Annotated in this window: 10 protein-coding genes; 7 read left to right on the top strand and 3 right to left on the bottom strand. The window is 65.8% G+C overall.

The window, feature by feature from the left end; genetic code table 11:
- Nucleotides 1–71: 71 nt before the first annotated feature.
- Nucleotides 72–2411, bottom strand: coding sequence for a Tex family protein (locus tag NCR34_RS07990; protein WP_250499534.1), 2340 nt, complete (start codon nt 2409–2411; stop codon nt 72–74).
- Between the two features lie 273 nt (nt 2412–2684).
- Between NCR34_RS07990 and NCR34_RS07985 the strand changes: the two genes are divergently transcribed.
- From NCR34_RS07985 to yoaA, 3 genes are all read left to right on the top strand, one after another.
- On the top strand, nt 2685–3485 hold the full coding sequence (locus NCR34_RS07985) for a flotillin family protein (RefSeq protein WP_250499533.1): 801 nt from the start codon (nt 2685–2687) through the stop codon (nt 3483–3485).
- 64 nt (nt 3486–3549) lie between these two features.
- A complete protein-coding gene (locus NCR34_RS07980; RefSeq protein WP_175940425.1) occupies nt 3550–3771 on the top strand; it encodes a DUF465 domain-containing protein in 222 nt (73 codons plus the stop codon).
- Between the two features lie 78 nt (nt 3772–3849).
- Nucleotides 3850–6078: a DNA repair helicase YoaA gene (gene yoaA / locus NCR34_RS07975; protein ID WP_250499532.1), complete on the top strand. Its 2229-nt coding sequence runs from the start codon at nt 3850–3852 to the stop codon at nt 6076–6078.
- Here yoaA and NCR34_RS07970 read toward each other — a convergent pair.
- Together NCR34_RS07970 and NCR34_RS07965 are read right to left on the bottom strand one after the other, a co-directional pair.
- Complete coding sequence (locus NCR34_RS07970) at nt 6075–6668, bottom strand: transposase (RefSeq protein WP_250499531.1); 594 nt, start codon at nt 6666–6668, stop codon at nt 6075–6077. The two genes, yoaA and NCR34_RS07970, sit on opposite strands and share 4 nt — an antisense overlap.
- A 204-nt stretch (nt 6669–6872) precedes the next feature.
- The gene (locus NCR34_RS07965) at nt 6873–7676 is read right to left on the bottom strand and encodes an outer membrane protein assembly factor BamD (protein ID WP_371747414.1); all 804 of its coding nucleotides are present in this window, start codon (nt 7674–7676) and stop codon (nt 6873–6875) included.
- Between the two features lie 250 nt (nt 7677–7926).
- On the opposite strand from NCR34_RS07965, the gene NCR34_RS07960 reads away from it, so the two are divergent.
- From NCR34_RS07960 to NCR34_RS07945, 4 genes are all read left to right on the top strand, one after another.
- Nucleotides 7927–9117, top strand: a complete 1191-nt coding sequence (locus tag NCR34_RS07960; RefSeq protein WP_248319933.1) for an RluA family pseudouridine synthase — start codon at nt 7927–7929, stop codon at nt 9115–9117.
- Nucleotides 9114–9956, top strand: coding sequence for a peptidoglycan editing factor PgeF (gene pgeF, locus NCR34_RS07955; RefSeq protein ID WP_248319932.1), 843 nt, complete (start codon nt 9114–9116; stop codon nt 9954–9956). The genes NCR34_RS07960 and pgeF overlap by 4 nt, the downstream gene beginning before the upstream one ends.
- A 299-nt stretch (nt 9957–10255) precedes the next feature.
- Nucleotides 10256–12307: a class I poly(R)-hydroxyalkanoic acid synthase gene (phaC, locus tag NCR34_RS07950; RefSeq protein WP_248319931.1), complete on the top strand. Its 2052-nt coding sequence runs from the start codon at nt 10256–10258 to the stop codon at nt 12305–12307.
- Nucleotides 12308–12369: 62 nt separating this feature from the next.
- A partial coding sequence (locus tag NCR34_RS07945; protein ID WP_250499530.1) for an acetyl-CoA C-acyltransferase occupies nt 12370–13100 on the top strand: 731 nt, incomplete at its 3' end.

The raw sequence follows: 13100 nt of genomic DNA, 5'->3' as shown, positions 1-13100 counted from the left end.
CTCTCAAGCACCTGTCACAAACAAAAAACCCACGCCGCGAAGCGTGGGTTTTTTCGTTGGAGCCGGCCGAATCAGCGTTTGAGTTTCGCGAACGCCGCGGCCATCGCGCCTGCCGGTTCCGGCTCGCGGCGCTGGTTCGGACGCGCGTCGCGCCCGCCGCCTGCGCGCCGATCCTGACCGCCGCGCGCAGGCGCGCCCGCGTTGGCTGCGGATGCGGGAGCGAAGTCGTCGTCGAGGCGCATGGTCAGCGAGATCCGCTGGCGCTTGACGTCGGTTTCGAGCACTTTGACCTTCACGACCTGACCGGCCTTCACGACTTCGTGCGGGTCCTTGATGAACTTCGTCGACATAGCCGACACGTGGACGAGTCCGTCCTGATGCACGCCGATATCGACGAACGCGCCGAACGCCGCGACGTTCGTCACCACGCCTTCGAGCACCATGCCCGGCGCGAGGTCCGAGATTTTCTCGATGCCTTCGCGGAACGTCGCGGTCTTGAACTCGGGGCGAGGATCGCGGCCCGGCTTTTCGAGTTCCGCGAGAATGTCGCGCACGGTCGGCAGACCGAAACGATCGTCGACGAATTCGGCCGGCGAGAGGCCCGCGAGCGCCTCGCGCTTGCCGAGCACATCGCCGACGTGCTTGTTGATCTTCGCGAGGATGCGCTCGACCACCGGATACGCTTCCGGGTGCACCGACGAGCGGTCGAGCGGATTCTCGCCGTTGTTGATGCGCAGAAAGCCCGCCGCCTGCTCGAAGGTTTTGTCGCCGAGACGCGGCACGCGGCGCAGATGTTCGCGCGACGGGAACGGCCCGTTGGCGTCGCGATACTCGACGATATTGCGCGCGAGCGTCGCATTGAGACCCGACACGCGGGCGAGCAGGGCGACGGAAGCCGTGTTCGCATCCACGCCGACGGCGTTCACGCAGTCTTCCACCACGGCGTCGAGCGAGCGCGCGAGCTCCCGCTGGTTCACGTCATGCTGATACTGACCGACGCCGATGGCTTTCGGCTCGATCTTGACCAGTTCCGCGAGCGGGTCTTGCAGACGCCGCGCGATCGACACCGCGCCGCGCAGCGACACGTCGAGTTCCGGAAACTCCTTCGCCGCGAGTTCGGACGCCGAATAGACGGACGCGCCCGCTTCCGACACCACGATCTTTTGCAGCTTCAGATCCGGATGCTTCGCGATGAGTTCGCTCGCGAGCTTGTCGGTTTCGCGCGATGCGGTGCCGTTACCAATCGAAATCAGCTCGGCCTTCGTCTCGCGTGCAATCCGCGCGAGCTTCGCAAGCGAGCCGTCCCAGTCGCGGCGCGGCTCGTGCGGGTAGATCGTATCGGTGGCGAGCAGCTTGCCGGTGCGATCGACGACCGCCACCTTCACGCCGGTGCGCAGACCCGGATCGAGACCGATCACGGCCTTGGGACCTGCGGGCGCCGCCAGCAGCAGGTCTTTCAGATTGCGCGCGAACACGCGAATCGCTTCATGTTCGGCTTCTTCGCGCAGTTGCGTGAGCAGTTCGTTCTCGATATGCGGCTGCACCTTCACGCGCCAGCACCAGCGGCAGACATCGGAGAGCCACTTGTCGGCCGGGCGGTTGCGGTTCGCAATGCCGACATGGTGCGCGATCATCGCTTCGCACGGATGCGGCACTTGGCCGTCGAGTTCTTCGCCGAGACCGAGCTTCACCGACAGCACGCCGGCATTGCGCCCGCGAAAGAGCGCGAGCGCGCGATGCGACGGCACCGTGCGCACCGTCTCGCTGTAGTCGTAGTAATCGCGAAATTTCTCGCCTTCTTCGCCTTCCTTGCCGTCCACCACGCTCGATATCAGGAGCCCCTGGTTGAACAGATAGTCGCGCAGCTTGCCGAGAATCTCGGCGGTTTCGCCGAACTGCTCCGAGAGAATGTCGCGCGCGCCGTCGAGCGCGGCTTTCGTGTCCGCGACGCCTTTCTCGGCATCGACGAACTTTGCCGCTTCGGTGTGCGGATCGAGCGTCGGATCGGCGAGGAGCGCCTGCGCGAGCGGCTCGAGCCCGGCTTCGCGCGCGGTCTGGGCGCGCGTGCGGCGCTTCGGCTTGTACGGCAGATAGAGGTCTTCGAGCACCTGCTTGCTGTCGGCGCCTTCGATCGCGCCACGCAGTTCGTCGGTCAGCTTGCCTTGCTCGTCGATGCTTTGCAGGATCGCCGCGCGCCGGTCTTCGAGTTCGCGCAGATAGAGAAGGCGCTCTTCGAGCGTGCGCAGTTGCGTGTCGTCGAGATTGCCGGTGACTTCCTTCCGATACCGGGCGATGAACGGGACAGTGGAGCCTTCGTCGAGAAGCTGCACGGCGGCGGCGACCTGGCGCGGCTGCACGGTGAGCTCGGTGGCAATGCGCTGTACGATCTTGAGTGCTACGGTTTCCGTCATGATTGCGCTGTCTGCTGGCTCGTCGGAAAGCGGCGCGGGCGTCCTGCATCGCCGCGTCCGGGCGGGCGGCGCTCGAGGCCTCGCGGCGCGCCGCGACGAGCGATGGGCCGGGTTTCTGAGCGGGGCATTTTGCCATAAATGCCGAAGCGCCCCGGCGCGCGGTGATAGAATTTCGGGACCGCGCACGCCCGTTTTTCACCTTCGCGCACCTGATTCCTTATCACGTTGCCGTTCATCAACTTGCTCAATTTTCGCCTTACGAAGCTCGCGCCGATGGCCGTTGCCGCATCGTCGATATGCGCGCTTGCCGTCGTCCTGCCGCGGCATGCGAACGCCCAGACGCCGAAGCCCATCGACCCGACGACCGCGGTAAGCACGCAGCCGCTCGATGCGTCGCAAAGCGGCCCGGCCAGCGCCGACAGCAGCGCCGACGCCGCCCTTCGAGCCGGCTTCGAGGGGCGTCAGAAGGCGCTCGACCAGCGCACGTCGGAGAACGACTACCGCTATGGCGTGAAGCAGCACGACTGCTACAGCAAGTTCTTCGTGAACCATTGTCTCGACAATGCGCGCACCGAGATGCGCGAGGCGCGTCAGCAGATCCGGCAGGAACAACTCGCGCTGAACGACGAGCAGCGCGCCGAACGCGTGAAGGAGCGCGACCGGCAGACGGCGTTGAAACAGGCGCAATACGAAGCCGACGCGCCGCAACGCGCGGCCAACGAGCGCGCGAACCAGCAGGCGTACGAGGACAAGCAGCGCCAGAACGCGCTCGCCGCCGCCCAGCGCAACGCCGAAGCCCCGCAGCGCGCGGCGAACCAGAAGGCTTACGATCAGAAGCAGGCGGACTACCAGAAGAAGCTGGAGGACGCCCGCGCCCGCGGCGTGCAGGAAGCGCAGGAGCGCGAACAGAAGGCGCAGCGATTCGAGCAGAAGCAGCAGGAAGCCGCGCAGCATCGCGCGGAAGTCGAGGCGCGTCAGAAGGAAGCCGCCCGCAAGCAGCAGGAAAAGGCACAGCAAGCACAGCAAGAGCAGTTGAAGCAACAGCAGCAACAACAGCAGCAGCAAGGCAAGTAGCGCCGCGTCGGCGCGAAGACCGGGCCCACCGGGCCGACCGGGTGTCCCGGGACAGGAGGCGAGCATGCAGCAACGCTTGAACGCACCCCGACAAACCGCAGCGGATGCCGCGATGATCCGCGACCGCATCGCGCAATTGCAGGACGAGCATCGCGGTCTGGACACGCTCATCGGCAAGCTGTCCGGCATCGACGACCTCGAGTTACGGCGCTTGAAAAAGCGCAAGCTCAAGGTGAAAGACACCATCCTCCTGCTGCAATTGCAGCTGGACACGGACCCGCACTGAGCGGCCCCGACGCGTGGCGCAGTCGCCTGCGCGTGGCGCACGGCACGAAACCGCAGTATTCGCAGGATCAGGCTCCCTTTGAACTCTCCCGCCCAACCGTCCGATGCCGCGAGCGCGCCGCTCGCGCTGACGAACAAACGCAGCGTCGAACTCGATGCGATCTTCTCCGCCGATGGCCTGCTCGCCCGCGCCATCGACGGCTATCGGCCGCGCGCATCGCAGATCGAAATGGCGCGCTCGGTCGCCGCCGCGATGGAAGCGTCCGGCCGCGCGATGCCCGAGCCCGCGATGTTCGAGGCGCAGCGCCGCCCCGCGCGCAAGCTGGGGCCGTCGGACAAGCCGCAGGCGCCCGACGACGAGACGGCCGACGACGTCGGCATCGCGACCGCGAAGGCCGCCATCGACGGCGGCGAGAACACGTTGATCGTCGAGGCCGGCACCGGCACGGGCAAGACCTACGCGTATCTCGTTCCCGCGATGTTGTGGGGCGGCAAGGTCATCGTCTCGACGGGCACGAAGCATCTGCAGGATCAGCTTTTCCAGCGCGACATCCCGACCGTGCGCGACGCGCTCGCCGTGCCGGTGTCGGTCGCCATGCTCAAGGGCCGCGCGAACTACCTCTGTCACTACTATTTGGAGCGAACCGCCGACAACGGCCGGCTGCCCTCGCGGCAGGACACGTCGCATCTGCAGGAGATCGTCCGCTTCGCGAAAATCACGCGCACGGGCGACAAGGCCGAACTCGCGAGCGTCCCCGAAAACTCGCCCGTCTGGCCGATGGTCACGTCCACGCGCGACAACTGCCTCGGTCAGGAGTGTCCGCACTACAAGGACTGCTTCGTGATGCAGGCGCGCAAGGAGGCGCAGCAGGCCGATATCGTCGTGGTGAATCACCATCTGTTCTTCGCCGACGTGATGTTGCGCGATACGGGAATGGCCGAATTGCTGCCGATGGCCAACACCATCATCTTCGACGAAGCGCATCAGTTGCCCGAGACGGCGACGCTCTTCTTCGGCGAGACGCTTTCCACCACGCAACTGCTGGAACTGGCGCGCGACACCGTCGCGGAAGGCCTGAGTCACGCGCGCGACGCGGCGGATTGGACCAAGCTCGGCGCGGCGCTGGAGCGGGCGGCGCGTGATCTGCGGCTCGCGTTCAAGGAAGATTCGGCGCGCTTCTCGCTCGGCCAGCTTCCGGACGCGCATCCGCTCTTCGAGGCGCTCGACACGCTCGAAACGCACCTCGATGCGCTCACGGCGGCGTTGTCGTCGCATGCGGAGCGGGCGGAATCGTTGCAGGCGCTCGTGCGGCGCGCGCGTGAATTGCAGGACTTGCTCGCGGGCTGGACCACGCCGCCGACGCCGCTCGAACGCGCCGTCGCGGACGACGAAGACACGGCGCAACAGACGGCGAAGGACGAGCCGAACGAGATGGTCCGCTGGGTCGAGGTGTTCTCGCACACGGTGCAGTTGCACGAGACGCCGCTCTCGGTGGCGCCGATCTTCGCGAAGCAGCGCGCGGGCGTGCCGCGTGCGTGGATCTTCACGTCGGCGACGCTTTCGGTGCGCGGCGACTTCACGCACTATGCGGCGCAAATGGGCCTGAACGCGCGTCGCTCCATGACGCTGCCGAGCCCGTTCGACTATCCGACGCAAGGGCTCTTGTACGTGCCGCGCAATCTGCCGCAGCCGTCGTCGCCCCAGTTCACGGATGCCGTCTTCGAGGCGGCGCTGCCCGTGATCGAAGCGGCGGGCGGCGGCGTGTTCGTCCTCTGCACGACGCTGCGCGCGGTCGATCGCATTTCGGCGCGCCTACGCGACGTGATCGAGCGTCGCGGCTGGCAGAATCCGCTGCTGGTTCAGGGCGATGCGAGCCGCACAGAACTGCTCGACCGTTTCCGCGCCTACGGCAACGCGATTCTCGTGGGTAGTCAGAGCTTCTGGGAAGGCGTCGATGTGCGCGGCGACGCGCTGTCGCTCGTCGTGATCGACAAGCTGCCGTTCGCGCCGCCGGACGATCCGGTGCTGGCCGCGCGGCTCGATGCGCTCACGAAAAAAGGACTGAGCCCGTTCGCCGTGCATCAGTTGCCGCAGGCCGTCATCACGCTGAAGCAGGGCGCGGGTCGCCTGATCCGCGCGGAAACGGATCGCGGCGTGCTGATGATCTGCGACACGCGGCTCGTCGACAAACCGTACGGACGGCGCATCTGGCAAAGCCTGCCGCCGTTCAAGCGCACGCGCGAGTTGGATGTCGTGCGCGCGTTCTTCAGCGATTCGCCCAGCTCGGCGGTGGAACTGGCCGACTAGCCCTCCGTGACGCTGCGCACGTTGAAGATCGCCTGAGCGAGCCGCGCGGCGCGCTCGGCTGCGGCCTCGTCGGCGCCACGCGCGAGGCGCACGCGCATCGATTGTCGGCCGTATGCGCCGCCGAAGCTCGGCCGCGTGGCAGCCTTGCTGGCGACGGGCTTCGGCGCGGTTTCGTCGCGTCGCCCCGGCGCGTCGGCGAAGATGCGCGCGTTGACGATCGCGCCCGGCTTGACGCGGATCCCGTTCGACGCCAGCACGCGGTTGACCTCGGCCGCCAACGGCTGCGCCCGTTCCCGCGACTGCAGGTCGCCGCGAAACGCACGGATAGCGCGCGCGTCGGGAAAGCCGTCGCGTTCGGCGTCGATACGCGCAAACCGCTGAAGCCCGATGCTGTCGATGAGCGCGTCCGCGCAATCACGATCGGACAGACCGAACCAGCTTTGCAGCAGGCAAATCCGCAGCATGCGCTCGGTGTGCACCCGCGCCTCGAGGTTCGGCTGGACGATCGCGCACAGCGTCGGCCAGGGCAGCAAGGAATCCATCGTGTCGAGAAATGCGTCGCGCTGGGTGCGCGGAACCGTTACAGCCATGCTGGTCTCTTGCAGAAAACGTGTTGCAGGCGAGGGCTCGCTTTGCACGGATGCCTGCGAACGCCATCAGGATAGCTAAATTTTGTTGCGGGATTCTGTTGCCGGATTTTGTTGCTAAATGGCAAAAATCTGGACGAAAAAATAGGGCGATTCAACGCCCTTGCAAACGAAGCCGGCGCACGCGCGCCGGCCGTTCGACATGCATTACCAGATCTGATACCAGGGCTTATCCGTGCCCGGACGGCGCTTGCCGGTGACATACGGGCTGTCCGGGAACGTCGCGGCCAGCACGCGCTTGGTGTCGTCGGCGAGTTGCGGTTGATCGAGCCTCTGATACGACATCATCATGATGTGCAGCGCGTCTTCGGTCGCCGGGGCGTTCTTGTATTCGCGAATGGCGAGTTGCGCCCGGTTGATCGCGGCCACATACGCGCCACGGCGGAAGTAGTAATCGGCGGCATGCACTTCATGCGAAGCCAGCGCGTTCACGATATAGCGCATGCGCTGGGCGGCGTCCGGCGCGTACTTGCTTTGCGGATACTTGTCGACGACCACCTTGAACGCGTCATACGACTCGCGCAGCGACTTCGGATCGCGCTCGCTCATGTCCTGGCCGGAGAAGCGGCCGAAGAGACCGAGGTCGTCGTTGAAGTGGATCATGCCCTTCAGATAATACGCGTAGGCAATATCCGGATGATCCGGATGCAAGCGGATGAAGCGGTCGATGGCCTGATCCGCCGAGGCGGTTTCGCCGTCCTTCCAGTTGCAGTACGCGACGTTGATCTGCGCCTGCTGCGCGAAGTGGCCGAACGGGTCGCGGCCCTCGAGCGCCTCGAAATACTTGGCGCACTTGCCCCAGTCGCTGCCGGATAGCGCGTCCTGGGCCTCCGTATATAATTTGTTGTTATTCCACGTTGCCGTTTCGTCGGTCTTCTCGGGCAGGCCGTGGCAGGCCGTGACGATGGCGACGCTCGCGGCCAGCGCCAGATACTTGATCGATCGCTGCATCGCTTGATGAATGGTGTTGAAGGCTCGCATCAGTGCTTGCATTTCCTGGGCTGATTTCTGGCTTGCTTCTTAACTGATTCCAACTGTGTGCGGCAGTGCTTCCGGTGCAGTCTTTGCGCGCGGCGCGCTGCTCGGTCGATCACGTCGTTTCGTGGCTCGCAACGCTCGCGCGTGATGACTCGTCAGGCTGTCGGCTTCCAGTCGGCTTCGATAGAGACCGCGGTCTGCTCCCCGTCAATCTCTCGTTCACATGACTCGCTCAAGTACTCGTCGTACCAAAGACCAACTCAAAGATTATAGCCCATGCGCCAACGGCGACGACTCGGCTTTGCCCGAATCGGAAGCCGGCGCGGGCCCGCAGCCAGGCGCCGACGCGCCTCGCACGGCGCGCGTGCCCAACGAACTCGCGGGCGACCGGCTCGACAAAGTGCTTGCCAAGGTTTTCCCGGAGTTTTCGCGCAGCCGTCTGCAAAGCTGGATCGAAGAGGGCCGCGTGCTGGTCGACGGCGCGAGCGCAAAAGTGCGCCAGCCGGTGCCGCTCGGCGCGACCATTTCGCTCGTCCCTGACCTGTTGCCCGAGCAACTCGCCTTCACGCCCGAGCCGGTGCCGCTCGACATCGTGTACGAAGACGACGCGCTCGTCGTCATCAACAAGCCCGCGGGAATGGTCGTGCATCCCGCGGCCGGCAACTGGAGCGGCACGCTGCTGAACGGCCTGCTGCATCGTTACGGCAGTGCCGCGGCCGGCTTGCCGCGCGCGGGCATCGTGCATCGGCTGGACAAGGAGACGTCCGGGCTGATGGTCGTCGCGCGCACGCTCGAAGCGCAAACGGACCTCGTGCGCCAGTTGCAGGCGCGCACGGTCAAGCGTCGCTATGTCGCTTTCGTGTGGGGCACCATGCCGGAGGACGGCACCATCGACGCGCCCATCGGCCGCGATCCGCGCGAACGCACGCGCATGGCGGTCGTGCAGAGCGCGGCGGGCAAGCCCGCGCGCACGCACTTTCGCACCATCGACCGGGCGAGATGGCAAGGCCAGCCGGTGAGCGCCATTCATTGCGATCTCGAAACGGGCCGCACGCACCAGATTCGCGTGCATTGCGCGCACGTCGGACATCCGCTTCTGGGCGATCCGGTCTACGGGCGCGCGCGCGGCAAGCGTTCGGTGACGCCGCTGCCGGACGGCTTCGCGCGGCAGGCGTTGCATGCGTGGCGGCTCGGCCTGATTCATCCGGTGACGGGCAAGGCCGTGCACTGGCGCGCCGACGTGCCCGAGGATATGACCGCGCTCGCCGCCGCACTCGGATTCGGACGCGAAGACGAAGCGGACCTCGACGAAGAAGACGAAGACGAAGAGTTCGTGCAGGTCTACGAGGCGGACGAAGACTGGGAGGAAGACGAGCAAGACGAAGACGACGATTACGAGGACGACGAAGCATGACCGATTCGCACGCGGCTCAGCCACACGCATTGGACCCGAAACACTGCCTCTGGCCGCAATGGCGCGTGGCACCGCGCGTCCACGCCTTCGTGACGACGCGCGCGGGCGGCGTGAGCGAGGCGCCGTATCACGGCGGCGCGCCGCAAGCGGGCGGTCTGAATCTGGGTCTTTCGACCGGGGATGCGCCCGCCGCCGTGCAGGAGAACCGCCGCCGGGCGCTCGCCCTGACCGGCGCGCGCGCCGCCGCGTGGCTCGAACAGATTCACGGCACGCAAGTGGAAGACGCTCACGCCGTCATCGAGGCACGCGCGTCAGGGCCGACGCGCGCCGACGCGAGCGTGACGGATCGCGCCGGCATCGTCTGCGTCGTGATGACGGCGGACTGCCTGCCCGTGCTCTTCTGCGATGACGAAGGCCGCGCGGTCGGCGCGGCGCATGCGGGCTGGCGTGGGCTCGCAGGCGGCATCGTCGAGCGGACGGGCGAGCGCGTGGCGGCGCTCGCGGGCGCGCCGGCATCGGCACTGACGGCGTATCTCGGACCGGCTATCGGACCGAATGCGTTCGAAGTCGGCGAAGACGTGCTCGACGCGTTCGTCGCCGCGAGTCCGGTGCATCGACGGGATGCGACCGCAGCCGCGTTCAAGGCCGCCAGCGCGCCCGGCAAATACTTCGCGGACATTTACGCGCTCGCGCGGTTGCGGCTGGCCGATATCGGCATCGACGCGGCGCGCATTCACGGTGGCACGCACTGCACCGTGACCGAAGAAACGCGCTTCTATTCCTACCGGCGCGACCGCGTCACGGGCCGCATGGCCGCGATGATCTGGCTCGCCGACTGATCGGGAAGCCGCGTCACCCAACGCCCGGAAAGGCGCGGCAAACAGGCATTTCTTTCATGGGGGAAAACGATAATTATAAAAACATCGCACTGCGGCAAAATCGGGACGAAGCATTGACATGCTTGACGCCCAAGCGCAAGAATGTTCCCAGAATTGTGTTCAATCGGGCACGGCGTAGCGAGGGCGGACTCCCGCCCGGCGCGCAAAGGCGCACCCATACTTTCGCGCGCTGGCCGAGACGGCCCGGCAATGCCTGCATCAGCAATCAGTCTTTCGAGACTCAGAGGTCAAAGGCGGGTATGGCTTCCAAAACATCCTCATCATCTTCCCGCTCCCGTACCGCCGCCGAAGACAGCACCGCGGCGCAGCCAGCAGCCGACAACACGGCAGGCGTACAGCAGGCGTTCGAGCAATGGCTGAACGCGTGGCGCGCGGTCGCCGATCCGGCGCAGTGGGCGAAATTCACTCAGCAGACGAATCCGGCGAATCCGACGGCTGACGGCGCGTCCGCGAATGGCGGCGCTTCGCCTTCTTCCGCGTTCGGCGGCTTCCCGTTTCAGGGTTTCGGCGGACTTCCCGGCGCGCTTCCCGGTGGATTTCCGACCGCTTTCCCCACCATCGCGAGCATGCCGCAGATGCCGGACCTCGCGAAGATGAACGGTCTCGCCGAATTCGCGAAGCTCGCGAGCAGCATGCCGGGCTTCGGCGCGGCGATGCAGGGCCTGCCGACGTTGCCGAAGATTCCGACGGCGGCCATCGCGCCCGAGCGCCTGCATCAACTGCAAAGCGACTACACGCGCGACGTCGGCGAACTGATGAAACAGGCGAGCGGACAGAGCATCGATCCGGCTGCGCTCAAGGATCGGCGTTTCAAGGACACCGCGTGGCAATCGACGCCCGCGTTCGCATTCACGGCCGCATGGTATCTGCTGAACGCGCGCTATCTTCAGGAACTCGCCGACGCCGTGCAGAGCGATCCGAAGACGCGCGAGCGCATTCGTTTCGCCGTCCAGCAGTGGGCCGCCGCGGCCGCGCCGAGCAACTATCTGGCGCTGAATCCCGAGGCGCAGAAGGCGCTCATCGAAAGCAAGGGCGAAAGCCTGCGCCAGGGCATGCTGAACCTGCTCAACGACATGCAGCGTGGCAAGATCTCGCAGTCGGACGAATCGGTGTTCGCCATCGGCAAGAACGTCGCGACGACCGAAGGCGCGGTCGTGTACGAGAACGAGCTCATGCAGCTCATTCAGTACAAGCCGCTCGCGCCGAAGGTGTATGCGCGGCCGCTCTTGATCGTGCCGCCGTGCATCAACAAGTTCTACATCCTCGATCTTTCGCCGGAAGGCTCGCTCGTGCGTCATGCGCTCGAATCCGGCCAGCAGGTGTACATGATCTCGTGGCGCAATGCGGACCAGTCCATTGCTCACAAGACGTGGGACGATTACGTCGGCGAAGGCGTGATGCAGGCGATGAGCGTCGTCTCCGACATCTCCGGCGCGGACAAGATCAATACGCTCGGCTTCTGCATCGGCGGAACGCTGCTCGCCACCGCGCTCGCCGTCGAGAAGGCGCGCGGCAACGAGCCGGCCGCGTCGATGACCTTGCTTACCTCGATGCTCGACTTCTCCGACACGGGCGTGCTCGACGTCTTCGTCGACGAGGCGCACGTGGCGATGCGCGAGCAGACCATCGGCGGCAAGAACGGCGCGCCGCCGGGACTCATGCGCGGCATCGAGTTCGCCAACACGTTCTCGTATCTGCGCCCGAACGATCTGGTGTGGAACTACGTCGTCGATAACTACCTGAAAGGCCGCACGCCGCAAGCGTTCGATCTGCTCTTCTGGAACAGCGATTCGACGAACCTGCCCGGTCCCATGTGCGTCTGGTATCTGCGCAACACGTATCTGGAGAACAAGCTGCGCGAACCGGGCGCGGTGACGGTGCTCGGCGTGCCCATCGACTTGTCGACCATCACGACGCCGACATTCATCTATGGTTCGCGCGAAGACCATATCGTGCCTTGGAAATCGGCGTATGCTTCGGCGCCGCTGCTCTCCGGGCCGCAGACCTTCGTGCTCGGCGCATCGGGGCATATCGCGGGCGTGATCAATCCGCCGTCGAAGAACAAGCGCAGTTTCTGGATGCTCGATAGCGCGGGCGAGCGCCTGCCGGAGACCGCCGACGCCTGGTTCGAGGCAGCGAGCGAGCACCCCGGCAGCTGGTGGCCGACGTGGACGCAGTGGCTCGCCAAGCAGTCCGGCGAGCAGCAGAAGGCGAGCGCAGGGCTCGGCTCGAAGGATTATCCTGTGATCGAGGCGGCTCCGGGCCGTTACGTCCTCAAGCGCGACAGTTGACCGACGCGAATGGATCGGCCGCAGCCACACCGCTCTAACATTCGATGCCAAAGGAAACGGAAATGACTGACGTAGTGATCGTATCGGCCGCGCGCACCGCGGTCGGCAAATTCGGCGGCTCGCTTGCGAAGATCGCAGCACCGGAGCTGGGCGCCACCGTTATTCGCGCGGTGCTCGAACGCGCGGGTCTCAAGCCCGAGCAAATCAGCGAAGTCATTCTGGGTCAGGTGCTGACCGCGGGCTCGGGGCAGAACCCGGCACGCCAGTCGGTCATCAAGGCCGGCTTGCCGGAGATGGTCCCCGGCATGACGATCAACAAGGTCTGCGGCTCGGGACTCAAGGCAGTGATGCTCGCGGCCAACGCGATCATCGCGGGCGATTCGGAGATTATCGTCGCGGGCGGCCAGGAGAACATGAGCGCCGCGCCGCACGTGCTGCCCGGCTCGCGCGACGGCTTTCGCATGGGCGACGCGAAGCTGATCGACTCGATGATCGTCGATGGCCTCTGGGACGTCTATAACAACTACCACATGGGCACCACCGCCGAGAACGTCGCGAAGGAATACGGCATCACGCGCGAAGCGCAGGACGCGTTCGCCGCGCTCTCGCAGAACAAGGCGGAGGCCGCGCAAAAGGCCGGCCGCTTCAACGACGAAATCGTGCCGGTGTCGATTCCCCAGCGCAAAGGCGAGCCGATCCAGTTCGCCACGGACGAGTTCGTGCGCCACGGCGTCACCGCCGAAGCGCTCGCGGGACTGAAGCCCGCGTTCTCGAAGGAAGGCACGGTGACGGC

Origin of the sequence: Caballeronia sp. GAWG1-5s-s (assembly GCF_023631445.1) — a bacterium.
Classification (GTDB): Bacteria; Pseudomonadota; Gammaproteobacteria; order Burkholderiales; family Burkholderiaceae; genus Caballeronia.
The sequence above is the reverse complement of the archived record's forward strand: the minus strand, read 5'-3'. Positions and strand labels throughout refer to the sequence as shown.

Bases quoted from the DNA above. Each gene is read 5' to 3' on its own strand.
- NCR34_RS07980 (WP_175940425.1), top strand. From the start codon at position 3,550: ATGCAGCAACGCTTGAACGCACCCCGACAAACCGCAGCGGATGCCGCG.
- NCR34_RS07965 (WP_371747414.1), bottom strand. From the start codon at position 7,676: ATGCAGCGATCGATCAAGTATCTGGCGCTGGCCGCGAGCGTCGCCATC.
- NCR34_RS07985 (WP_250499533.1), top strand. From the start codon at position 2,685: ATGGCCGTTGCCGCATCGTCGATATGCGCGCTTGCCGTCGTCCTGCCG.
- NCR34_RS07960 (WP_248319933.1), top strand. From the start codon at position 7,927: ATGACTCGCTCAAGTACTCGTCGTACCAAAGACCAACTCAAAGATTAT.
- phaC (WP_248319931.1), top strand. From the start codon at position 10,256: ATGGCTTCCAAAACATCCTCATCATCTTCCCGCTCCCGTACCGCCGCC.
- NCR34_RS07970 (WP_250499531.1), bottom strand. From the start codon at position 6,668: ATGGCTGTAACGGTTCCGCGCACCCAGCGCGACGCATTTCTCGACACG.
- NCR34_RS07990 (WP_250499534.1), bottom strand. From the start codon at position 2,411: ATGACGGAAACCGTAGCACTCAAGATCGTACAGCGCATTGCCACCGAG.
- pgeF (WP_248319932.1), top strand. From the start codon at position 9,114: ATGACCGATTCGCACGCGGCTCAGCCACACGCATTGGACCCGAAACAC.